This window comes from Acinetobacter sp. YH12117 (genome assembly GCF_013418865.1).
Classification (GTDB): domain Bacteria; phylum Pseudomonadota; class Gammaproteobacteria; order Pseudomonadales; family Moraxellaceae; genus Acinetobacter; species Acinetobacter indicus.
Map to the genome: position 1 here is coordinate 1 of NZ_VPBF01000002.1, position 23,943 is coordinate 23,943.

22 protein-coding genes and 1 pseudogene are annotated in these 23,943 nt (G+C 43.5%); 11 read left to right on the forward strand and 12 right to left on the reverse strand.

Annotated elements, in window-relative coordinates:
• The 6 genes and pseudogenes from FTU55_RS01130 to sohB form a co-directional block, all read left to right on the forward strand.
• Positions 1-211 (forward strand): annotated as a pseudogene (locus tag FTU55_RS01130) (IS4 family transposase); the annotation flags it as partial.
• Between the two features lie 595 nt (positions 212-806).
• The gene (locus FTU55_RS01135; protein ID WP_005176746.1) at positions 807-1,832 is read left to right on the forward strand and encodes a substrate-binding domain-containing protein; all 1,026 of its coding nucleotides are present in this window, start codon (positions 807-809) and stop codon (positions 1,830-1,832) included.
• A gap of 101 nt (positions 1,833-1,933) precedes the next feature.
• The gene (gene pstC, locus FTU55_RS01140) at positions 1,934-3,313 is read left to right on the forward strand and encodes a phosphate ABC transporter permease subunit PstC (protein ID WP_005176748.1); all 1,380 of its coding nucleotides are present in this window, start codon (positions 1,934-1,936) and stop codon (positions 3,311-3,313) included.
• Positions 3,313-4,707 (forward strand): phosphate ABC transporter permease PstA, encoded by a 1,395-nt coding sequence (gene pstA, locus FTU55_RS01145; RefSeq protein ID WP_160241466.1) that lies wholly within the window; start codon positions 3,313-3,315, stop codon positions 4,705-4,707. Before pstC ends, pstA begins: the two co-directional genes overlap by 1 nt.
• Before the next feature lie 13 nt (positions 4,708-4,720).
• Positions 4,721-5,650, forward strand: coding sequence for a phosphate ABC transporter ATP-binding protein PstB (pstB, locus tag FTU55_RS01150; RefSeq protein ID WP_218949077.1), 930 nt, complete (start codon positions 4,721-4,723; stop codon positions 5,648-5,650).
• 397 nt (positions 5,651-6,047) lie between these two features.
• On the forward strand, positions 6,048-7,010 hold the full coding sequence (gene sohB, locus FTU55_RS01155; RefSeq protein ID WP_005176756.1) for a protease SohB: 963 nt from the start codon (positions 6,048-6,050) through the stop codon (positions 7,008-7,010).
• 31 nt (positions 7,011-7,041) lie between these two features.
• On the opposite strand, the gene FTU55_RS01160 is transcribed toward sohB, so the two are convergent.
• The 5 genes from FTU55_RS01160 to FTU55_RS01180 all read right to left on the reverse strand — a co-directional run bounded on the left by FTU55_RS01160 (position 7,042) and on the right by FTU55_RS01180 (position 11,639).
• Positions 7,042-7,680 (reverse strand): DUF2238 domain-containing protein, encoded by a 639-nt coding sequence (locus FTU55_RS01160; RefSeq protein ID WP_180045901.1) that lies wholly within the window; start codon positions 7,678-7,680, stop codon positions 7,042-7,044.
• A gap of 150 nt (positions 7,681-7,830) precedes the next feature.
• Positions 7,831-9,219: an adenylosuccinate lyase gene (purB, locus tag FTU55_RS01165; protein WP_005176761.1), complete on the reverse strand. Its 1,389-nt coding sequence runs from the start codon at positions 9,217-9,219 to the stop codon at positions 7,831-7,833.
• A gap of 50 nt (positions 9,220-9,269) precedes the next feature.
• Positions 9,270-10,001 (reverse strand): high frequency lysogenization protein HflD, encoded by a 732-nt coding sequence (gene hflD / locus FTU55_RS01170; RefSeq protein WP_005176767.1) that lies wholly within the window; start codon positions 9,999-10,001, stop codon positions 9,270-9,272.
• 14 nt (positions 10,002-10,015) lie between these two features.
• Positions 10,016-11,149, reverse strand: coding sequence for a tRNA 2-thiouridine(34) synthase MnmA (gene mnmA, locus FTU55_RS01175; RefSeq protein ID WP_180045903.1), 1,134 nt, complete (start codon positions 11,147-11,149; stop codon positions 10,016-10,018).
• A 4-nt stretch (positions 11,150-11,153) separates the two neighbouring features.
• A complete protein-coding gene (locus FTU55_RS01180) occupies positions 11,154-11,639 on the reverse strand; it encodes an NUDIX hydrolase (RefSeq protein WP_005176771.1) in 486 nt (161 codons plus the stop codon).
• Between the two features lie 373 nt (positions 11,640-12,012).
• Between FTU55_RS01180 and FTU55_RS01185 the strand changes: the two genes are divergently transcribed.
• Positions 12,013-12,378 (forward strand): hypothetical protein, encoded by a 366-nt coding sequence (locus tag FTU55_RS01185; RefSeq protein WP_180045905.1) that lies wholly within the window; start codon positions 12,013-12,015, stop codon positions 12,376-12,378.
• Positions 12,379-12,392: 14 nt separating this feature from the next.
• Here FTU55_RS01185 and FTU55_RS01190 read toward each other — a convergent pair whose 3' ends face one another.
• The 5 genes from FTU55_RS01190 to FTU55_RS01210 all read right to left on the reverse strand — a co-directional run bounded on the left by FTU55_RS01190 (position 12,393) and on the right by FTU55_RS01210 (position 16,451).
• A complete protein-coding gene (locus tag FTU55_RS01190; RefSeq protein ID WP_139229551.1) occupies positions 12,393-13,436 on the reverse strand; it encodes a hypothetical protein in 1,044 nt (347 codons plus the stop codon).
• A gap of 147 nt (positions 13,437-13,583) precedes the next feature.
• A complete protein-coding gene (locus FTU55_RS01195; RefSeq protein ID WP_016658409.1) occupies positions 13,584-14,114 on the reverse strand; it encodes a gamma carbonic anhydrase family protein in 531 nt (176 codons plus the stop codon).
• A gap of 106 nt (positions 14,115-14,220) precedes the next feature.
• The gene (dacC, locus tag FTU55_RS01200; RefSeq protein ID WP_005176801.1) at positions 14,221-15,369 is read right to left on the reverse strand and encodes a D-alanyl-D-alanine carboxypeptidase PBP5/6; all 1,149 of its coding nucleotides are present in this window, start codon (positions 15,367-15,369) and stop codon (positions 14,221-14,223) included.
• A gap of 117 nt (positions 15,370-15,486) precedes the next feature.
• The gene (locus FTU55_RS01205) at positions 15,487-15,882 is read right to left on the reverse strand and encodes an MCR_0457 family protein (protein WP_163145941.1); all 396 of its coding nucleotides are present in this window, start codon (positions 15,880-15,882) and stop codon (positions 15,487-15,489) included.
• Positions 15,883-16,079: 197 nt separating this feature from the next.
• Positions 16,080-16,451 (reverse strand): MCR_0457 family protein, encoded by a 372-nt coding sequence (locus tag FTU55_RS01210; RefSeq protein WP_152342262.1) that lies wholly within the window; start codon positions 16,449-16,451, stop codon positions 16,080-16,082.
• A gap of 110 nt (positions 16,452-16,561) precedes the next feature.
• On the opposite strand from FTU55_RS01210, the gene surE reads away from it, so the two are divergent.
• From surE to FTU55_RS01225, 3 genes are all read left to right on the forward strand, one after another.
• The gene (gene surE / locus FTU55_RS01215; RefSeq protein ID WP_075174788.1) at positions 16,562-17,338 is read left to right on the forward strand and encodes a 5'/3'-nucleotidase SurE; all 777 of its coding nucleotides are present in this window, start codon (positions 16,562-16,564) and stop codon (positions 17,336-17,338) included.
• Positions 17,339-17,448: 110 nt separating this feature from the next.
• On the forward strand, positions 17,449-18,285 hold the full coding sequence (locus FTU55_RS01220; protein ID WP_016658404.1) for a peptidoglycan DD-metalloendopeptidase family protein: 837 nt from the start codon (positions 17,449-17,451) through the stop codon (positions 18,283-18,285).
• Positions 18,286-18,378: 93 nt separating this feature from the next.
• The gene (locus FTU55_RS01225; protein ID WP_005176807.1) at positions 18,379-19,308 is read left to right on the forward strand and encodes a LysR family transcriptional regulator; all 930 of its coding nucleotides are present in this window, start codon (positions 18,379-18,381) and stop codon (positions 19,306-19,308) included.
• Between the two features lie 82 nt (positions 19,309-19,390).
• On the opposite strand, the gene FTU55_RS01230 is transcribed toward FTU55_RS01225, so the two are convergent.
• Positions 19,391-20,602: an aspartate aminotransferase family protein gene (locus tag FTU55_RS01230; protein ID WP_168396445.1), complete on the reverse strand. Its 1,212-nt coding sequence runs from the start codon at positions 20,600-20,602 to the stop codon at positions 19,391-19,393.
• A gap of 160 nt (positions 20,603-20,762) precedes the next feature.
• On the opposite strand from FTU55_RS01230, the gene grxD reads away from it, so the two are divergent.
• On the forward strand, positions 20,763-21,104 hold the full coding sequence (grxD, locus tag FTU55_RS01235; protein WP_005176812.1) for a Grx4 family monothiol glutaredoxin: 342 nt from the start codon (positions 20,763-20,765) through the stop codon (positions 21,102-21,104).
• 55 nt (positions 21,105-21,159) lie between these two features.
• On the opposite strand, the gene FTU55_RS01240 is transcribed toward grxD, so the two are convergent.
• Positions 21,160-23,772: a Lon protease family protein gene (locus FTU55_RS01240; protein WP_171527097.1), complete on the reverse strand. Its 2,613-nt coding sequence runs from the start codon at positions 23,770-23,772 to the stop codon at positions 21,160-21,162.
• Positions 23,773-23,943: the final 171 nt, after the last annotated feature.

Genomic DNA, 23,943 nt, shown 5'->3' on the forward strand with positions numbered 1-23,943 from the left:
GAACGCAATTCAGACACAAATCTGGATTGCGATGATCGCCTATTTATTGGTGAGTTTCGCTCGACATTTAGGAAAAACAGGTTGGACAGTTCAACGTTTACTCAGAATAATTCAAGTGAATTTGTTTGAAAGAAGAACTTTAAAAGCTTTATTTTCACCCGATAAAATACCCATAAAACAAGAGGAAGCTCAAATGAGCTTCCTCTTGTGAAAAATTGTGGGACAGCAATGGCCTATAGGGCCTCTTTTTTTTATCTCGGGTCATTGAATTGAAAAAAATGAAGATGAATGTCATGTATCTGTTAACAAGCCAAACGGGCCAAAAGAAGGGGATAGAAGTGAATAAAGTGGCTGAGTACAGTGAAGTGATCAATTGGCTGATAACGTGTGTTTCAGGCAACAGATGAATATATTAAGTTTAAGAAAAACAATCAATTTCGCTTTTTATAGAATATTGGGTGGTGGTCATCAACCAGAGAGAATTATGACAATTGTAAGAAAGCGAACCGGTGCTGGATTGGCATTTTGTCATATTTTTACAGCGCTTTCATATTTTTTTAGACATCTTTCGAAATTTTAATAAGGTAGTTAAATGTTATTAAAATCATTATCTTAAGTTAATATTTTGGTATAAAGCAGGCTTTTAGAAATTATAAAAACAAGCTGCAAAATAAAACATCATTAAAGTGTCATAAAGGTGTAACTTTATTGTCATATTTTAAACTCACAATGCACATAACGAAATAAGTACAAAACTTAATAAAAAGTGGCGTACTCCGAATTTGCATAAATTGAGAGAGAACAGAATGCGCTTTACCAATATCGCACTTGCATTAGCACTATCTGGGGCAGCTGTAGCAACAACTGCGAACGCAGCTCGTGACACCATCCAAATCGCTGGTTCTTCTACAGTATTGCCATACGCAAGTATTGTAGCAGAAGAGTTCGGTAACACATTCCCACAATTCAAAGCGCCTGTTGTTGGTTCTGGCGGTTCTTCAGGTGGTTTGAAACAGTTCTGTAACGGTGTGGGCGATAACACAATTGATATCGCAAACTCATCTCGTCAAATTAAAGATTCAGAAATCGCTGCATGTAAAAAAGCAGGCGTGAACCAGATCTTAGAAGTTAAAATTGGTTATGACGGTATCGTATTCGCGTCAAACTCAAACAAAGCTGCTTATAAATTAAAACCTTACCATGTATTTGCTGCTTTGGCTGCTGAGCTTCCATCGAAAGGTAAAATGGTTGCTAACCCATATACACGTTGGAACCAGATTGACAAATCACTTCCAAATGAACCAATTACTCTGGTAATTCCAGCATCTAACCACGGTACACGTGAAGTGTTCCAGGAGAAAATGGTTGATGCAGGTTGTGAAGCTTATGCAGCAATCAAAGCATTAGACAAAGATGCGAAGAAAAAAGCATGTACAACTTTCCGTAAAGATGGCCGTGTGATTGAAATCGCTGGTGACTACACTGAAACACTGGCACGTTTAAGAACTTCTCCAAGTGCAGTGGGTGTATTCGGTCTAGGTTTCTATGACCAAAACCGTGACAAGCTACGTGTTGCAACTGTAAACAACGTTGCGCCATCTGAGCAAACAATCCTGAACGGTTCTTACCCTGTTTCACGTCCATTGTTCTTCTACGTGAAAGGTGAGCACCTGAAATCAATCAAAGGCTTACAACAGTACACAGAATTCTTCTTAAGCAAGAAAGTATCTGGTAAAGGTTCTAAGTTAGACAAAGCAGGTCTGATCTCTTTATCTGACAAAGAACGTGCGCAAATCCTGGCGAACTTCAAAGCAGGTAAAGCAGTTAAATAATTGTGGTTAAAACAGCTGATGGCAGGGTTTCCTGCCATCAGCTTTTTGCGAAGAGAAATGTTTTTTCAAATAATGAAAATTGAAAAAACGGTGGAGAATACATGAATCTGCTACTCATAGGTGTGTTACTGGCAATTATTGCCATAGCCTATCAAATCGGGTTAAGCAAAAGCCGTAACCTAGCAGGTAAGGGAAATAATTCTGCAATGTTGCACTCACGCCCTGGTTATTATGGTGCGTTGGTGGCGTTGTGGTGTGCGATCCCTGCTTTTTTAATTTTGATTGTTTGGAATCTGGTTGAACCAACCATTTTGGAACAGGTGGTACTGAGTCATGTACCGGCAGATGTTGCTGCCAACCTGAATGCAGCCAGCACCAGCGTTCTGGTAGACCGTGTGCAAGCACTGGCTTCTGGCTTTGGTGTAACCGATACACCAGCCGCCTATGAACTGGCAGCTGCTGAACAATTAGCAAAATTTGAAACCATTGGTTCTTATATCAAACTGGCCGTTGTGATTTGTGCAGCGTTAATTGGTTTGCTATGGGCGAAAAAACGTGTCTCTCAACAGTACCGTGCCCGTAACCAGGTTGAAAAGATCATTAACATTTCTTTAGCCCTCTGTTCTGGTGTGGCCATTCTGACCACCGTTGGTATCGTGATGTCGATGTTCGGGGAAGCCATGCGCTTCTTTAGCTTCGTCAGCCCAATGGACTTCTTCTTTGGTACCCAGTGGAACCCAGGTTTTAGTACCACCGGTAGTGCCGATGGTGAATATGGCCTGTTACCACTGTTATGGGGAACCTTGCTGGTCAGTGCGATTGCATTGCTGGTTGCAGTACCTATTGGTCTGATGATTGCCATTTACCTGGCAGAGTATGCATCTCCGAAATTCCGTTCTTGGGCAAAACCAACCATTGAAGTGTTGGCCGGTATTCCGACCATTGTATATGGTGTATTTGCCTTAATGATTATTGGTCCATTCCTGAAAAGTGCCGGTGCACTGCTGGGTATTGATATCAATGCCACCAGTGCTTTAACTGCCGGTCTGGTAATGGGCATCATGATCATTCCATTTGTATCGTCTTTATCTGATGACATCATTACCCAGGTACCACGTGCTCTACGTGATGGTTCGTTGGGTCTGGGTGCGACTAAGTCGGAAACCATTCGTAAAGTGGTGATGCCGGCTGCCTTGCCAGGGATTATCGGTGCCTTCTTGCTGGCTGCATCTCGTGCAATTGGTGAAACCATGATTGTGGTTCTGGCCGCAGGTAACAGTCCGTTGTTACATGCCAACCCGCTAGAAGCGGTTGCAACCGTGACCATGACGATTGTTAACCAGTTAACCGGTGATACCGACTTCGCAAGTCCGCAGGCATTGGTGGCGTTCGCATTAGGTTTAACCCTGTTTGTTATTACCCTGTGTTTGAACATTGTGGCACTTTACATCGTGCGTAAATATCGTGAGCAATACGACTAATGAGTACTTCAAATACTACTTCAATGGATCAACAACCGCTTGATCCACGGGCGGCCGCTGAATTACGCGCACAACGTAAACAGAAAATTGAAAGCTCGTTAGCAAAACGCCATCGTAAAGAAAGCACTTTCCGTATGTTTGGTCTGGCCTCGGTACTGGCAGGTTTATTCTTTGTCGTGTTACTGTTCGGCAGTATTCTGGCCAAAGGTTTACCGGCATTCTGGCAAAGCAGTATGGCAGTGCCAGTCTACTTTGACCCAAGCATTATTAATGTGGGCGCCCAGCCAAAACAGCAGGCAGGTGAATCTCCGGCACAATTTAATGACCGTATGATTGCCTGGCAGACTGAAATGGGGATGGTTGATTGGGATGCACTTATCGTTAACGGTATTGTGGCTAAAGATGCGGCGCTTGAAGCCAAGCGTGATGATTTAGGCTACATGTACACCAGTTCTGAAACCTATCGCTTACGTGATATGGTACTGGCAGATCCATCGCTGATTGGTCAAACCAAAGAAGTGAAAATTCTGGCCGATGCCAATGTAGATGTATGGCTTGCGGGCAATATTGACCGTGACCTGCCGGCAGAACAGCAGCAGCTAAGCCCGGAAATCCGTCAGCTGGCAGATGATCTGAAAGCCCAAGGTATTATAGAAAATACTTTCAATACCAACATCTTTGTCAGCCCGGACTCGCGTAGTTCGCCTGCAACTTCTGGTTTGGCTGGTGCCTTCATGGGTTCATTGTTCATGATGCTGATCGTGATCTTTATCTCGATTCCAATTGGTGTGGCATCTGCAATTTACCTGGAAGAATTTGCACCAAAAAATGTCATTACTGATATTATTGAAGTGAACATTAACAACCTGGCCGCAGTTCCATCGATTGTATTTGGTCTGTTGGGCGCTGCCATCTTCATTGGCTGGATGCATTTACCGTTATCTGCGCCACTGGTGGGTGGTCTAGTTCTAAGTTTAATGACTTTACCGACCGTAATTATTACCACACGTGCTTCACTAAAAGCGGTGCCGCCATCTATTCGTCAGGCTGCATTGGGCTTGGGTGCATCACGTCTACAAACCGTATTCCATCATGTATTGCCACTGGCATTACCAGGGATTTTAACCGGTGCGATTATTGGTGTTGCACAAGCATTGGGTGAAACCGCACCACTTCTATTAATTGGTATGAGTGCCTTCGTTGCGAGCGTACCGGCATCTCCATTTGATCAATCTACCGCATTACCGGTACAAATTTTCCTATGGCAGGGCAATGAATTGCGTAACTTCTTTGAAGGACGTACCGCTGCCGCCATTATCGTACTTCTTGCACTCATGATCGGCCTGAACAGTCTGGCGATCTGGTTACGTAAGAAATTTGAAGTACGTTGGTAATTGAGGGCAAAATATGACTACTGTATTAAGCACAGACAAACCGAATTCCTTAGAACAGGATAAAGCAGTGAATCCAGAGCAAACACAATTTACGTCAACCGAAGGCGAAGAACACAAACAGCCTGCAACTTCGTTTGTGTCTCAGTTTGATACCCAGGCGGCGAGCAAAAAAGAAGCCAAATCGAACAATGTCAAACTCAGCACCTCCGATGTTCATGTGTTCTATGGTGAATCTGAAGCAATTAAAGGCATTGACCTGAACATTTATGAAAATGAAGTCATTGCCTTCATTGGTCCATCAGGTTGTGGTAAATCGACTTTCCTTCGTACCTTAAACCGGATGAATGACACCATTGATTCATGCCGCGTTACCGGTAAAGTCATGCTGGATAATCAGGATATTTATGATCCGAACCTGGACGTGGTGTTGCTACGTGCTCAGGTGGGTATGGTGTTCCAGAAGCCAAACCCGTTCCCGAAATCAATTTTTGAAAACGTGGCTTACGGCCCGAAACTGCACGGTTTGGCGCGTGACAAATACGATCTTGAAGAAATTGTTGAAAACAGCCTGCGTAAAGCTGGTCTGTGGGATGAAGTCAAAGACCGTTTAAGCCAGCCAGGTACTGGTCTGTCAGGTGGTCAGCAGCAACGTTTATGTATCGCGCGTACCATTGCGGTTTCACCAGAAGTGATTCTGATGGATGAACCATGTTCTGCACTGGACCCGATTGCAACTGCAAAAGTTGAAGAACTGATTTCTGAGCTGTCTACCCAGTACACCATTGCGATTGTTACGCACTCGATGCAACAGGCAGCGCGTGTATCAGACCGTACCGCATATTTCCACCTGGGTGATCTGATTGAAGTGAACTCGACTGAAAAAGTCTTTACTCAACCAGACCATCAATTAACGGAAGCGTACATTACAGGTCGTTTTGGTTAATTGCCAACCGCTGTATATCAAAAAACCGCAAATCAATATTTGCGGTTTTTTTATGGCTCTGGTTGAGGGGTAGGGGGAGGGGCATAGCGGATCTGGTGGATTATCCATCTATCAACACGCTTAAAACAAAGCTCAAAATAGATTTCAGTTTGAAGGGCTGAATCCGGAGCAGATCATTCCATCTGCTATCCAGTTGGTGGTTTTAATGTTGAGCTTTCCCAGCTTTTAAAAATCCCGTCCTGTTCAACAGGGCTGTATTTTTTAGTTGTTGCAAAAATGACACTACGGTTAACACGGAAGTGGATTAAATTAAGCAAATAAATGCGCTAATATTGAATTCTCAATATCCGCCCTCATCTAAAGCTTAGCCAAAATAAAATTGAGAACAGATTTTTATATGTTATTTCATTCCCCAAAACTACCTGCCGAAATTCGTATCCGTCATTTAAATGCGCGTATTAACGAACAACGAAAAAAAATAGCGCAGACTACGGCCTCCAAACTGGAGCTGTTGCAATTTAGCCAGCAATTGTCCAAAGAGGCACGCCTGCGTAAAAAGAATAACCAGAAAATTTATGTACTCGATTTTAAAGGGGATATGGCCGCCTCTGCGGTAGAGAATCTGCGTGAAGAAATTACCTTAATTCTGGCCACAGCCAAAGCTGGACGTGACCGCGTGGTGGTACGTTTGGAAAGTCCGGGCGGGATGGTACATGGTTATGGTTTAGCCGCTGCACAACTGGTACGTCTGCGTGATGCTGGTTTTCATCTGACCATCTGTGTTGATAAGGTCGCAGCCAGCGGTGGCTATATGATGGCTTGTATCGCCAATGAAATTATCTCTGCACCGTTTGCCATTGTCGGTTCAATTGGCGTGGTGGCACAGGTGCCAAACTTTAACCGCCTGCTAAAACAGCATAATATAGATTTTGAACTGTATACGGCTGGTCAATACAAACGCACCGTGACCATGTTTGGTGAAAATACCGAAGAAGGCAAGGCCAAGTTTGAAGAAGAGTTGCAACAAACTCACAGCCTGTTCAAGCACTTTGTTGAAAAGTACCGTCCGCAGCTCAATGTAGAAAAAGTCGCTACAGGTGAACACTGGTATGGTCAGGATGCTTCCGATCTGAACCTGGTCGATAAACTGCAAACCTCAGATGAATACCTGTTAGGGTTATTGCCACAGCATGATGTTTATGTCATTGAAACCCGTCGCAAGCCAACCTTGGGTGAAAAACTCGGCCTACAAGCCGCACAGGTGGCCGATTCTCTGGTGCCTGCGGTCATTAACAAGGTGATGGATACTTTAAGCAAAGCCAGTGCCAATCTGGTGCAAATGCGCGATCCTAAGCTCTAATCCAATTTTGTCCTGAAACATGAAAAAGCACTCAATCGAGTGCTTTTTTTCTGTCTTTGTATAAGCTCCAGCTTCCTGCCAGAATCGCGCCGAGCGTAGCCAGGAGCATATCTTTATGTGCATCCCAGACGTCGCCTTGCTGACCGTTATAATTTTCAGCCGCTTCCGGGGAGAGGGTTACCGCGAGTAACCATTCCAGCCATTCGTAAATCAAACTGCTGCTCATGACCCATTGCACGACCAGCAGAAAGATCATCCAGTCTTTGGCGTTAGGAAAGCTCAGCCGATGTAAGCGGAAAAACAGCGGGTAGAGCAGCACCCCATAGGCAAAATGCACAAAGCGATCATACATATTGCGTTCCCAGCCCAGCCACTGGTTTAAATCAAAGCCGAAGTAATGCAGCAGCCAGTCGTTATAGGGCACATAAGAATAGAGGTAATGTGCGCCTAAAATATGAATCAACAGAAAGATAAGATAGAAAACAAAACTCGAAAAGCTTAGACCGACTTTTTTGAAGAGCAGTAGCAGCACAATTAGCATGATGACCGTTCCAACCTGATGCAGCACATAGGCTGAAAATTCCATCGGGTTGATACTGGCAAGCAGCATGGTCAGGCCTAACAGGACCAGCATCAGCCAATGTTTGGCTTGTAATTGGTAGTCGATCATTCTGGTTATAGGATTGGGATTTGTAATTATCATAATAAAAAAGCGAAACCGGAGCTTCGCTTTTTGATGCTGAGTTTTTCAAAATTACACCCTCTTTATGTTGCTTCCAGAGGAAGAAAGAAGATGTTGTGAAAAACTCAAATCATTTCATTAGATTTTAGCAATCAAATCTTTAATTTGTTTTGCCTGTTCAGCGGCATTACCGGTGTAAGACGCAGGGGTCATTTCAGCTAAACGTGCACGATCCGCAGCCGGAACAGCTTCGAGTTCGTTACCGTTGACGAAGCTCACCATCATGTCGCGAGTCATCGCTTGACCACGAGTCAGCGCTTTTAATTTTTCGTATGGTTTTTCAACGTTGTAACGACGCATAACCGTTTGAATCGGTTCAGCCAATACTTCTTGTGCATTGTCCAGGTCTTCCAGAATACGGTCAGCATTCAGTTCTAGTTTACCAATACCTTTTAAGCAGGCTTCAAATGCGATCAAGCTCTGTGCAAAACCAACACCCATGTTACGAAGTACAGTTGAGTCGGTTAAGTCACGCTGCCAGCGAGAAATTGGAAGTTTTTCGCCCAGGTGCGCAAGAACAGCATTGGCAATACCCAGGTTACCTTCAGAGTTTTCGAAGTCAATCGGGTTGACTTTGTGCGGCATGGTTGAAGAACCGACTTCGCCTTCTTTCAGTTTTTGTTTGAAGAAGCCCAGCGAGATATAACCCCAAACGTCACGGTTAAAGTCGATTAAGATGGTGTTGAAACGACGCAGCGCATCAAACAGTTCCGCCATATAGTCATGCGGTTCAATTTGCGTGGTGTACGGGTTGAAAGTTAAACCTAAAGATTCAACAAATGCTTGTGAATGTGCAGGCCAGTTGATGTCTGGATAGGCAGACAGGTGAGCGTTGTAGTTACCCACTGCACCGTTGATTTTACCCAGCAGTTCAACATTGTTGAATTGCTTGATTTGACGCGCTAAACGGTACGCCACGTTGGCCATTTCTTTACCCAAAGTGGTTGGGCTAGCTGTTTGACCGTGTGTACGAGACAGCATGGGTTGATCAGCATGTTTTTCAGCCAGCGCCACAATTGAGTCAATGATTTGCTGCATAGATGCAACCAGTACATCACGGCCGTTTTTCAGCATTAACGCGTGTGACAGGTTGTTGATGTCTTCAGAAGTACAAGCAAAGTGAATGAATTCACCGGCATTTTTCAGCTCGTCGATGTTGGCGATTTTTTCTTTCAGGAAATATTCAACCGCTTTAACGTCGTGGTTAGTGGTACGTTCAATCTCTTTAATGCGGTTCGCATCTTCTTCAGAGAAATTTGCCACAATCGCATCTAAGGCCGCATTGGTTTCTGCAGAAAAAGCTGGGACTTCAGTAATTTCCGGACGGTTCGCAAGCGCTTGTAACCAACGCACTTCAACAGTCACACGAGCATGGATTAAACCAAACTCAGAAAGGAAAGGACGAAGAGCATCACATTTGCTCGCATAACGTCCATCTAATGGAGAAAGTGCAGTTAAAGCGTTCATAACGATTCCTTAAACTTTGGAACTAAACCTAAAACAAATGTCCGTACAGATCAGACCACCTGATACTGTAAACGGGCAAGATCCTGAATATCTTGAAGCAGTTTGCGTTTGCTAAAAATCATCGCCCATGAGCTGCCACCGAGTTGACGCCACAAATGTGCCATTTGCAGGCCGGTAAATAGCGAGGCACGAATACGGTTGGTATGGGCAGAATCTTTAAAGGCCTCGGCATTGCCACGCACCATAATCCGCGGATTAATCTGTCCAGCAGTATCAACATAGGTTTGGGCAAGATTGGCGAGAATACTTGGATGTAAATAGTTATTATCAAAAAAGGACAGCTGTTTTAAGATTTTTTGCTGGGATTGCTCAATAATTTCAACAAATTGCGGATTACTATAGACTTTCTTTTCCAGTTGCAGCAGCGCCATGGCATAGGACATCGGCAACTTGGCATTGGACATTTTCGGTAATCTGGATTTGGGTGAGGTGGTAAACGGATGGGTAATGCTATTTTCGAGGGTTTTTAAACCAAGGGAGATATCGGCCAGCTGACTAAAAAAGTCTAAGGTTTGGCCACTCTGATTATTACTTGGACGGATATTCAGGCTGGCCTGAATCAGGCGCTCCAGATAAAAGTTACCGCTATCGCCAATACTTTGTCGGCCAGTCAGTGCGGTCATATGGGTCAGCTGCGTGGCCTGAAACACAGCAGCGAGGGCCAAAGCACGATTCTGGCGAACATTCAGAGTTCGAGGCTGTTGAAACGGTAACTCTGTCATGCCGAAACAATCCTTTAAACAAAATCCGGGTGAGGGGCATTGGTATGATGGATCACGCCACCCCCTAAGCACACTTCACCTGCGTAGAACACCACGCTTTGACCTGGTGTTACTGCACGTTGTGGCTGATCAAATTCAACACGTACACCATTTGGTGTTTCTGGATCTTTAAATAATACGCAGTCTTGGTCAGGTTGGCGATAGCGGGTTTTTGCCGTGCAGCGGAAACCGGTGTCAGGAATATCCTGTTCACCTGCGACCCAATCAATGGATTCGCTCCACAGAATCGTGCTTTGCATCAGTGGATGATCATGACCTTGACCAACCACCAGACGATTGCCGGCTACATCTTTATGCAGTACAAACCACGCACCTTCAGCTGCACCTTTCATGCCGCCAATACCAATACCACCGCGTTGACCGAGCGTATAGTACATTAAGCCGTGATGTTCACCAACCTCTTTGCCATCTTCCAGCACGATTTTTCCGGGTTGTGCGGGTAAATATTGTTTTAAGAAGTCATTAAAGCGGCGTTCACCAATAAAACAGATACCGGTGGAGTCTTTTTTCTTTGCAGTCGCCAAGCCCAATTCTTCTGCAATTTTACGTACTTGTGGCTTTTCAATTTCACCGACAGGGAACAGGGTCTTGTTAATTTCACGACCATGCACCGCGTGCAGGAAGTAAGTCTGATCTTTGTTGTTGTCGACACCACGCAATAAAGGTGCATATTGATCACCTTTAGAGTTGGTCATGGTTTCACCACGACGGCAGTAGTGACCCGTTGCAATAAAATCAGCACCCAGGTTAATGGCATGATCTAAAAACGCACGGAATTTGATTTCTTTATTGCACAGAATGTCCGGGTTAGGGGTACGGCCAGCGGCGTATTCTGCCAGGAAATGCTCGAAAACCCGATCCCAGTATTCCATGGCAAAGTTGGCAGTGTGCAGTTTGATGCCAATTTTATCGCATACGGCCTGGGCATCGGCCAGATCTTCCATGGCTGTACAGTATTCCGTGCCATCATCTTCTTCCCAGTTTTTCATGAACAATCCTTCAATCTGATAACCTTGTTGAAGGAGGAGTGCTGCAGAAACAGAAGAATCTACACCACCTGACATACCGACGATGACACGTTGTTGCATAGGATTAGGCATCCACACTATGAATTAAGGGAGAATTTTGGTGCTCGTAAATGAGCGATAAAGGATATTTTTGTCCGGTCTGAGCATCCTGTACGGCTTTAATCACCAAAGGACTGCGGGCGCGGGCCGATTCAAGCAGTTCATCCGGGCTCATCCAGACGGCACGGACAATACCAGTGTCTAGCTGTGCATCTGCATGATGGTGAATGGCTTCGGCCAGAAAGCAGAAACGGTAATAGGTACGATCTGGAAACATGGGCGGGGTATAGGTATAAATGCCCAGTAAAGCCTGAATACGTACATCGTATCCGGTTTCTTCCAGGGTTTCGCGAACCGCTGCTTCAATAATGGTTTCACCGGCTTCTACATGACCTGCAGGCTGGTTAAAGACAGTATGTGTAACGCCTTCAGTCTGTTCTTCTACGAACAGAAATTTACCGTCTTTTTCAACAACGGTGGCAACAGTCACATGCGCAGTCCAAGCGGTCATAAAAAAGCACCATGGGGTAAAACGCATATTCTACAAAATTTAGGGGGATGTGGCTATGAGGGAAGGGGATTTCTTTGGAGAAGATGATTTTTGAGTTTGAGTAAAAAATTGTGTGAAACAAGGACTTAATAATGAGCGTGGAACATGAGAAATCCATAAAGAAGTCCAAATCAGGTGATTTTGACTTCTTAGTATGAGCTAATATGCTGATTTAAAAAGAGAAGTAAAAATAATTTCGTATAAGGTGTATTATGTTAATTTTAGATTTTTTAAAAACTAATTACTAAGACAATAGCCAAAGTTTTCTCAAAATAGCTCAGGATATGATAATAGATAAAAATTTAATCATATTAGGTTTTATATGGATATAGTTTTGAGCATTCTTGTAGGAATAATTAGTGGAATTATTAGCGGAATCTATACAGGGATCATTTGCTCTAGATATGCGATCATAGAAGAAATCAAAAGAGAGTGTCTTAGAGTTCTTAGAAGTATTGAATATTATGATGAAACCTATATTAGGGGAATGACGTCTCAAGATATTCAACCTATTTTTTTAGCATCCTCTGAACTTTTGAGTATGGGACAAAAGGATGCGGGCATAACTATTAGAAATATTTTTATGCAGCTATCTGATGAGATCCATCAGAAAAAGTTGACACCTAATTTAGTTGATTCATTTCAATTGCAAATAAAATTATTGAAAATCAATAAGATTAGACTATTAAAACTTTGGTAAAAATTGTTAATATTTCAATATAAAATATCTGTCACATGAGAGGTCTTGTAAATTTCATGTAATCTTTTTATGGCCGAGGAATCCAATAGAGATTTTTTATAATGCCAGCCCAATTTATTATTTTTACCATAAGATACAGAATTATAAATTTTCAATTCTGAAGGTATATCTTCTGTTTTATATAAATCATGATTAACTGAATAAAAAATAAAAAATGAATTTTTACTTGGTTTTTGTCGATTCCAAAAGTTACTATTTATATCAAAACTTAATAAAATATCCTTTAATAACTTACCATTTAATAAATAACTTTTTTTGTTAAATTTATCTTCAGATTTAATATTATTAATATCCATATATGAATATCCACATAAAGGATTCTTATTATTTATTTCAGTTATATATATTTTTTTATTTTTGCTTTTAAAAATTAAACATGGTAATTGTTTAATATAAAAAACTGAACCCTGAACTCTCTTTCTTTCCACAAAATCCTTAGCTGATTGAAAATTTGTATGCATACACCCAACAGTGTATTTTTGTATCCATGTACTATGCCATGCATTTCTTCCATTAAAAACGAAATATAAAATGCCTGTCTCAACCATTTCAACAACGTCATTAGCCCCCAAATCGTTTAATTCAATTCGGTTAAGCTCTCCTCCTTGCTGAGTCATTGAAAAAAGTGTTTTGACACTTGAATTTAAATATCTTTCTAAATCACCTATTTTTAAATAGACCTCTATTGTTTTGGGATCTTGAGTAGCTCTCAGACTATTCTCAAGAATTTGAGAAACATCAGTATAAAAATTATAATTTCCAATTTCTAAAATATTGTTAATTACAACTAGTTGTTTCTCTGAATCACCTAATATATATAATGTCTTTTTTTGTTCTGTATCAAAAACTCTAACTATTTTATCTTCTTGCCACCAAACATAAATATAATTATTTAATTTATAGCGATTACGATTATTACTTCCTTGGTATACTTTATTATGTATATAGCCTACCAAATTATTTAATCTTTTATAAACAAATTCATGAAGTACTAACAAAATATCCCTCACATTAAATAATGTATTTTCTAATATAAAACAAAATTATTGAAAATGAATAACTACTTTCTATCTATATTTTAATAGAAATTCGCTTTTCAATCTTCTAATTTATTTAACATAAAACCTCTTATGCGAAATCCAATTTTACTTATAATTCCCCGACACCTTCACATAATTCTGCGCTGAATACGGCAAAAACGCTTTTTCTTTATCGGTTAGCGGGCGTACTTTTTGTACCGGACTGCCAACATATAAATAACCGCTTTCTAAACGCTTGCGTGGTGGTACTAAAGAACCCGCGCCAATCATCACATCATCTTCAACAATCACATCATCCAGAATAATGGTGTTAATTCCGACCAGAACACGGTTACCAATTGTGCAGCCATGCAAGGTCACATGATGGCCAATGGTAACATCTTCACCAATAATTAGCGGTGAGCCATCCGGTTTATCGGCATTTTTATGGCTGACATGCAGCATGGCATGATCCTGTACATTCGAGTTGTTGCCAATACGAATAGAATTAACATCCCCGCGAATTACGGCAAACGGCCAAACCGAGACATTTTCGCCTAATACCACATCACCAATGACCACACCCATCGGGTCGATATAACAGGAATCATCAATCTGTGGATGGGTATCTAAATAAGGACGAATGTTCTGGCTCATGGTGATCTGCTCGTAAAAGTGGAATGATCAAGACAATAGTATAAAAGAAAAAGCACCCATTCGCTGAATGAGTGCCTTCACTTAAGTCTAAAGTTGTGCCTTAAACTTAGAACAGGTTGCTAAAGAACTGCTTGATATGGTCAATGAGGCGTGAGAAGAAACCAGCTTCTTCAACCGCGTTTAAAGCCACCAGTGGTTTTTCAGCAATTACTTTACCATCTAAGCTTGCGACATATTTACCAATGACTTGGCCTTTTTGTAGCGGCGCAGTCAATTTCGGCTGAACCACCAATTGCGTTTTAATTTCATTGGCTTTGCCTTTAGGCATGGTCACATTAAAGTTTTCAGCCAGACCAATTTGTACTTCATCCGACTGACCAAACCAGACTTTAGATTTGGCCAGGACCTGATTTGCAGGCTGTACATTTTTGGTTTCAAAGTTGGCATAACCCCAAGCCAGCAATTCACGTGTTTGTGTCGCACGTTCCTGCATGGTTGGCGCACCAAAAATCACAGAAATCAGACGCGTTGGGCCACGTTTTGCAGAAGTCGTTAAACAGTAGCCGGCTTCATTGGTATGACCGGTTTTTAAACCATCAACACTTGGGTCTGTATAGAGCAGGGCATTACGGTTGCCTTGACGGATGCCATTAAAGGTAAATTCTTTTTCTGAATAAATTGGATAGTATTTAGAACTATCTTTAATGATGTGCTGGGCCAAGGTTGCCATATCTTTGGCAGTTGAATAATGGCCGTCTGCTGGCATACCAGTCGAGTTAATAAACTGGGTGTTGGTCATGCCAATTTTTTTAGCTTCTTCGTTCATCATGTGCGCGAAGGTGCCTTCATTACCGGCAATGTGTTCCGCCATGGCTTTAGAAGCATCATTACCCGACTGAACAATAATTCCACGCAGCATTTCAAGTACAGTTGCAGTGCCATTCAGCGGAACATACATACATGATTCTGTGCTACTACCACGACACCATGCAGATTCGTTCATACGAACTTTTTCATCTTCCGTGAGCTCGCCCTTCAATAGTTTTTGTTCAATGATGAAACTGGTCATCATTTTGGTCATTGAGGCCGGGGCAAGTTTTTCATTTTCATTTTTCGATGCAAGAATTTGCCCTGTTTCATAATCCATTAAAACATAAGATTTATTGTTGAGTTCTGGCGGATTGGATAAAACAGTTGCTGCATAAGAAAAGCTTGGTAGGAGGAGTAAGGCAGCAAGGGCGCTTTTTCGAGTCATTCTAGGTGTTCCAATACTTGATATATGCACAAAAGAGGCTAGCATTTTAGGATAAAGCAAAGCCGACTTCTATGGGAGAAATCGGCTTATTGGAAAAAGTATTGTAACCAAATAGTTTTATTTGCTGTACGCGGTCAATTCCTGGCAAATGGCTTTATTTTTCTGGCTTCCAGCTTTTTTGGCATCGGCCTGTGCTTCAACCAGCATCGGTTTAAAACTTTTTTGCTTGCTTAGGGCTTGTAAAGCGGCAACCGGATCTTTTTCTGCCGGCATATATTCTTTGGCCAGTTTGGCATAGCCCTGGTTAAATTTGGCCTGGTCTTTGTCCTGAATTAACGCTGGGCACACTTCAGATAATACATAAATGGCTGCCAGTTCCTGCTGGGTGACTTTTTGAAGTGGCGTGACTTCAATATTTTCATTCTGTGCCAGTGCGGTTTGCCCCAAACCCAAAGTAATGGCGATACCAGCCAGAAGTTGCAAAGATTTCGTTTTTAATTGGGAAATGTACATAAAAAAATAGACCTGAAACTTAAAAATACCACATGCCCATAAGCTTAATGATTTTTGACAGAATGAAAAGAAAAGAAGTGTATCTGAGCAGGCTGACACACACTCAAAATTAAAAATCCAAATCAGAAATGCAATAAAAAAGAGCAATCAACCTATGCTGATTACTCTTGATATAAAGATGGTGCGTCAGCGCAAACTTACAGTTCGATTGTAGCAGCATCCTGACAAACAGTTTTCTGTTCATCTGCCGTGGTTTCTTTGGCGGCATCACGTGCTTCAATCAGAATATTCTTATATTCAGCATCGGCCTGTAGTGCGCTGTAGCTTAAAGTCTGACCTTTTAAGTCTGCCAGGTAAGTTTCAATTAAGGCCTGAATATTGTTATCCAGTTTGGCGTTTTTGCCAATAATGGCCGGACAAACCTCAGCCATCACCTGAGCGGCAGCAATGTCTTCTTTTACAATGGTATTGGCTTCTTCTACCGTCAAGCCTTCAGCATTGACCGCTTGAGAGAGAATTACCGCAAAACCAAGCCCCAGTAAACGACGTACAGATAAGCGACGAATCATGTTATACACACTTTTTATTGATGGAAGTTCGACACTAAATATATATACTTCTCATTATATTTCAATGAAATGTGCTGACCGGTCATTTATTTAATTTGAAGAGTAAATTTGTGAATATCTTAATTGCCAATGATGATGGCGTTTTTGCGCCAGGGATCCAGGCGCTTGCACACGCATTAAAACCTTTGGGCCGTGTGGTAATTGTCGCGCCAGAAAGTGAGCGTAGCGGGTTTTCCAGTGCCTTGACCTTAGATCGTCCTTTACGTCCAATTCCGATTGCTGAAGATATCTGGGCGGTGAATGGCACTCCGGCAGACTGTGTCTATTTATCTATGAATGGCCTGTTTGATTTTGAATTTGATCTGGTGGTGAGCGGGATTAACAGCGGCGCCAATCTGGGTGATGATGTACTGTATTCAGGTACCGTTGGTGCTGCTTTTGAAGGGCGTTTAATGACGCAGCCGGCCATAGCTGTATCACTGGCTGGCCCTAATGTCCGAGCTTATCAGCATCCGGCCGATTATGCAGTTGCCGCGCAGTGGGTGCATGATTTTATTGCCAACGGCTTGCCAACCTTGCCGCCACGCCACATTTTGAATATTAATATTCCAGATGTGGCGGAATTAAAAGGCGCAAAAATTACCTATCAGGGCCGTCGTAGTCAATCTAAACCGATTACCAGCCATGTCGATCCGCGCGGTCGTCAGGTGTACTGGATTGGACTGGCCGGAGAAGCCGTTGCAGACCCGCGTAAAGATGTGGGTGAAATCCAGTCGGATTTCTTTGCTGTGGCCAATGGCTATGTCAGCATCACCCCAATTCAGATGGATGCGACCAATTACGATATTCTGGGGCATCTGCATGACAGCTTGAGTCCAGCCCTGTAAAGAATGTTATAACTTTGTGAAAAAGTACCGTCTGAAACTCTTTTTCGGTGCTTTTTTGTTAATCTTAGCGCAGTTCAATAATTACATTTAAGATGTAGAGAGGAAGATTAATGCCTTTGGTGTCACACGGTCGTTTATTTGCAGCACCGACAACATTGTTGAAAACTTTATTTGTATCTACAGCCGTTATTTCTACGCTCATCATCAGTGGCTGTGCGTCTAAACCTCAAGTACATAATTCTGCACGTTATGCGGCTGCGCCAAATTTCTATACCGTACGCTCAGGTGATACTTTAAGCGGCATTGCAGCACGTTATGGTTTAAGTTATCTCAGTATTGCGGAAATGAACGATATTGCCGCGCCGTACCGGATTTATGTGGGCCAGTCAATTCGTCTGAAAAGTGGCAGTGCGCCGCGTACCACCACAACGCGTCCGGTAACGCAGCCAGCACCAATCCAGCGTCAGACCATTGCTATTCCAAAAACTACGCCAGCACCGACCGCACCGGTGACCACGACGACCACAACCACACCACGAACCACTACTCCGGCGCCGACAGTGAGTTCTACCGTAGGTTCTTTACGCTGGGTGAAACCATCCAATGGTGCAGTAATTGAAAACTTCAATTTAGCGTCGAATGTGAAAGGGATTCGTTATGGCGGCAATGTGGGTGATCCGGTCTTTGCAGCTGCAGACGGGCAGGTGGTGTATGCCGCAGATGGCCTGAAAGAATACGGTAACCTGGTGTTAATTAAGCATATTAATGGCTATATCACCGCTTATGCACACAACAGTAAACTTAACGTGAATAGTGGACAAAATGTAGCAGCAGGGCAGAAAATTGCCGAAATGGGCTCATCGGGCACCACCCGCACCATGCTGGAATTCCAGGTCCGCCTTGATGGCAAGCCGATCAACCCGACTAATGTTTTACCAATAAATTAATTTTTTTAAGTGCAAAACGTAAATTTCACCGTATAATACAATGAGTTGCTTTTATCAAAGGTAGGAGCATCTCATAAGTTCAGAGGGAAATTTATGTTAGATCAACTTCGAGCAATGGGTGTATTTGCTTGTGTTGTTGAAAAAAGCTCGTTTAGTGGCGCTGCGCGTGAACTCGGTATCACCACAAGTGCTGTAAGTCAGCAAATTCGTTCTTTGGAAAATGAAATGGAAGTAACGCTGTTACACCGTTCCACCCGAAAACTGAGTTTGACTGAAGCTGGACAAGCTTTTTTCCACAGCTGTCAGGAAATGCTCGCCGCTGCGGAGCGTGGTAAAATACGCATTAATGAATTACGCGATGACCTGGTAGGTGATTTGCGTATCGCAACCACCCCGGAACTGGGTGCGAATCATGTCATTCCGGCATTGTCGCACTGGATGTCAGCCCATCGTGGCCTAGCCATACATGTCGAAGCGGACAATCAGTTTATTGACCTGATTGAAGGTCGGATAGATATTGCTTTGCGCATGAGTTCAAAAATTGAAGATAGTCAGCTGAATGTAGTGCCACTGGCGCGCGTTGAGCAGGTTCTGGTGGCATCACCAAGTTATCTGAACCAGACCACACCGGTGTCACGTCCTGAAGATTTAAAAAATCATGACCTGATTCCAGTAAATTTGATGAAAAATTATGCCAGTTTTTCATTTCATCACGCCAGTACGGGTGAAGTGGTCGGACTGGACATGAGCTCTCGCCTCACCACAAATAATGTTCTGATTGCCAAATCATTATGTTTACAAGGGCACGGAATCGCGAGACTTTTATATCTAGATGTACAAAAAGATTTAATTAACGGTTCTTTGGTCGAAGTATTACCTGAATGGAAATTGCCGACCTTTACATTGTATGCGATTACGCCAAAACGTGAGCAGCAGCCAATGAAAGTGCATCGTTGTCTGGATGCTTTAAAACAGTATTTTTGTCAGTTACCTGGCGGCAGAATTTACCAGGAAGCCTCATAAAATATAACAATTCAGAAATTAAAAAAGCCGCATCATGCGGCTTTTTTATGCAGATAGAGATCTGTTGAGATCAACACGCGGCTTAAGCCAGGAACGTTTTGATCATTTTCACCAGACGTTCAACCAGCTGATCGGCCTGTTCCTGGCTAATGTTCAAGGTTGGCAGTAAACGCACCACGGAGCCGGCGGTCACATTGACAATCAGTTTGTATTCATCACGGGCAATATCCACCAGTTCTGCGCAGGCTTTAGGTAATTCAATCCCGATCATCAGGCCAAAACCACGCACGCTAACATTCTGGTCAGCCAGCTGGTTGCGTAGCTGCTCAACAATATAGCTACCCATTTTTGCGGCATTCTCGACCAGATTTTCTTTCTGGATAATATCAATCACGGTGTAGACCACACGTGACCCCAGGGCAGTACCGCTATAAGTCGAACCGTGGTTACCCGCAGTCAAAACACCGACACCACGACCTTGAGTCATCACGGCACCAATCGGGAAGCCATTGCCCAGACCTTTAGCTGTGGTCAGTACATCCGGCACAATATTGGTGTGCTGATAAGCAAAATATTTACCGGTACGGCCATTACCTGTTTGTACTTCATCCAGCATCATTAACCAGTTGTGCTGATTACAGATCTGACGGATTTCTTCTAGGTAGCTAAAGCCTTGCGGTGCAGTGTTGACACCACCTTCACCCTGAATCGGTTCAACCAGAATAGCCACGATATCCGGATGGTTAATTGCAGCTTCTTCAATGGCTTCAATATCACCAAACGGTACACGAATAAAACCTTCAACCAATGGACCAAAGCCTTGTTGAACTTTTTTGTTACCCGTTGCAGATAGGGTTGCCAGCGTACGGCCATGGAAAGATTTGTCAGCTACAATAATTTTTGGTGACGCAATACCTTGCATATGACCGAATTTACGCGCAATTTTGATAGCGCCTTCGTTCGATTCTGCACCACTGTTGGAGAAGAAAACTTCTTCCATGCCAGCGACTTCAGCCAGTTTCTGTGCAGCAGCAGTTTGCCAAGGCACTTCAAAAAGGTTGCTGGTATGAATCAGGGTTGCAGCTTGTTCCGCAATTGCTTCAGCAATCACTGGATGAGCATGACCCAAACCGCAAACGGCGATCCCAGTTAAGGCATCTAAATACTCTGTACCATCTTCGGTATAAAGATATGCACCTCGTCCTCGGACAAAGCTGATCGGTTGACGACCAAAGACTGGCATCAAATGTGAAGGTTGATCAGTTTGTACCGGAGCGAGGGTAATATTGTTCATGACTAACTCTTTACTGTTAGGTGGAAAGAAAAACTTATATAAGCAAAAACTTGGTCAGATTTAAAGGGTAATTGTAAATAAAAATGGATTTATTACTTTAGACGTACTGTTTTTCTCTGTTTTGGGTATAATGCGAGACAGATTAGTTGAGGATTTATCAATGACTGAACAAGCACGCGATACCGAAGCGTTAATTCGTGACCAAATTGCTAAACATGCAGTTCTTCTTTACATGAAAGGCACACCGCAATTCCCACAATGTGGTTTCTCAGCTCGTGCAGTAGAAGCGCTCAGTCAAATTGGTCGTCCATTTGCCTATGTGAATATTCTTGAAAACCAGGATATTCGTGCAACTTTGCCGAAAATTGCCAACTGGCCAACTTTCCCGCAATTGTGGATCAATGGCGAGTTAATTGGCGGTAGCGATATTATGCTGGATATGTTCCAAAAAGGTGAGTTACAGCCTTTGGTTGAACAGTACAGCCCAGCGCCTGAAGCTTAATTCAGTCGTATAAAAAAGCGCCTTTCGGCGCTTTTTTGCTTTTTTAGACCGGCCATTATGAGCCAGTCTGGTTACGGGCATCTTCTACCGGAATAGCCTCAATTGCTGCTTCAGCAGGCTGATCTTTTTTCTTGGCCTTTTTTTCTTTCTTGGCTTTTTTCTTTTTCTTTGGCTCTTCCTCTTCAATTTCTGCGCCATCTTCAATGGCTTGCCAGTATTCAAGCTGTGCCATCACCATGTCATAAATCGAGCCTTTGCTATAACGGCCTTTTTTGTCCAGTTTACCGACCGGACGCGCCATCAGAATTTCTAGCGCCTGATCAATCACATCAATGGCATGAATATGGAATTCGCCTTTTTGCACCGCTTCAATCACATCTTTACGCAGCATGAGATGCTGCATGTTTTGACGCGGAATAATCACGCCTTGCTTGCCGGTTAAACCTTGTAATTTACAGGCATCATAGAAGCCTTCAATTTTGGCATTGACGCCACCAACAGGTTGCACCTGACCCAGCTGGTTCATGGAACCGGTAATGGCCCAGGACTGATCAATCGGTAACTGGCTGATTGCTGAAATCAGGGCAGACAGTTCCGCAACGGTGGCGCTATCACCATCGACCTGACCATAGCTCTGCTCAAAGGCCAGTGCGGCAGAGAAGTGTAGAATCTGTTCGCGGCCAAAATGGGCTTTCAGGAAGCTGGACATTAACAGCACGCCTTTGGCATGCAGCGAGCCACCCAATTCAACACTGCGTTCAATATCCAGAATATCGCCGCCGCCCTGATAGACCGATGCCGTCAGGCGTGAAGGCAGACCAAACTCGACATCGGCATAATGAATCACGGACAGGGCATTGATCTGACCCAGACGATGACCTTTGGTTTCAATCAGCTGGGTGCCGCGCGACAGGTCCTGCCAGTACAGTTCACGCAAATAGCCTAAGCGATATTTACGATGATCCAGCGCCATGTTGATATGTTCTTCTGACACCATCTTTTTGTCGGCTTGTACCGCATGATGATGTGATTCCCGAATCAGATCACCCAGCGTCAGGGCATGTAAGGACAGCGAGCTTTGGTCCTCGGCCAGACGACTCGAGTCGGTTAACAGCGCGGCCAGGGCAGAGCGGTCAAAGGGCAGTAGTTTATCAGCCTGAACATAATCAGCTATCAGCTGCATATAAGCCTGCTCATTGGTGTCATTACGTTGTAATGTATCGGTGAAGTCGGCACGGATTTTAAAGACGCTGCCCAGCTCCGGTTCGACTTCCAGAATTTCATAATAGATTTCCGGCTCGGCCAGTAGAATGACCTTTAAGGTCAGGGGAATTGATTCCGGTTCAATCGAAATACTGCCGGTTAAAGTCAGCATATGTTCCAGTGAGGACAGTTTTAGCTGGCCCGATTTCAAGGCACGTTTCAGCCCTTGCCAGGCATAAGGCTGTTCCAGTAACTGTTCGGCTTCCAGAATTAAAAAACCGCCATTGGCACGATGTAAGGCACCGGAACGGATTAAGGTGAAGTCAGTGGTGATGGTGCCGTTCTGGGTCATCTGTTCCACATGACCGAGCAGGTTGTAGTGGGTCGGGAAATCTTCAAAGATTACCGGCGCACCCGAATTCGGCTTATGCGTAACAACAATATTGGCCTGATAACGTGCTGGCACCCGGCTAAACACCGCCGGAGTGAAGTCATCTTCTTCCTGTTCCAGCACCATTTCAACATTGTTGATAATGTCTTCGGCATAGTATTTCAGATAGTCTTCAAGCCCTTCAACCTCTGAAAATTTATTCAGTAATAAATCAATCCGCGGCATCACCACCTGTTTGGCAATGTCACGATTCAGGACCTGAACCCGATCTCGTGCATCATCTTCTAGATCACCCAGATGCAGACCCAGACGTTCCAGTTTTTTATCCATATAGCGCATATTGGCGGCAATTTCGGCGCGCTCTTTGCTGCTTAAGGCATTGACATCTTCCTGGGTCATTTCCTGCAGCTGGTCATCTTTAAACTGCACCGGAATAAAGCAGTGCTCGTCATTGCGCGAGACCAGTTTTAAATCCAGGGTTTCACCTTCTTTGGTCAGTTCAATGAGGGCCTGTTGCTGTTCATCACCGGTTTGCTGGCGAATCTGTTCAATGCGGTTGTGATAGGTTTCGGCGCTAAAACGGCGTTCCAGCTGCTTTAAAATGGTCTGCCAGCTCTGATGCAGCTGGGTCTGGAATTTCGGTGCCTGACCGGCCGGCAGTCGCAGGGCAATGGGCTGGCGCGGGTTTTTAAAATTATTGACATACACCCAGTCATTTGGCGTGGCCATGGTTTTGGCATGTTGCTGCAGTAAACGCCGGATCATGGTGCGTTTGCCCAGTCCTGCCGTACCGACCGCAAAAATGTTATAGCCGGAATACGGCAAGGCAATGCCGGCTTCTACTGAAGCGCGGGCACGATCCTGACCCAGAAAATTATTTAAAGGCTTAATCCGTTTGGTGGAGGCCGGAATTTTTTCCAGATCCGGAATATGGGTCAGCTGTTCCGGGCTTAAGCGGGTGTTATTAAGTGTCGTTTGAATTTCGGCTTGTTCGAAGGCTGAGGTAAGAGTTTGTTCTGGTTGTAAAACTAATGTTTGTTGTTCGGTAATTGAAGCAGATAAAGAAGAGGTCATGTGCTCGTGTCTTTGCGTCACTGTGAAATCCAAAACGAAATTATTGCAATAGAGATTTAAGGTATACAGGTTTAATAGAAAATTTCAAGCCAGGCCGCTGCATTTCTCCAGAAAATCACAGGGCGTTTGCATAAATCAGGTTGAAACCAAATCCATTAAACGATTGAATAG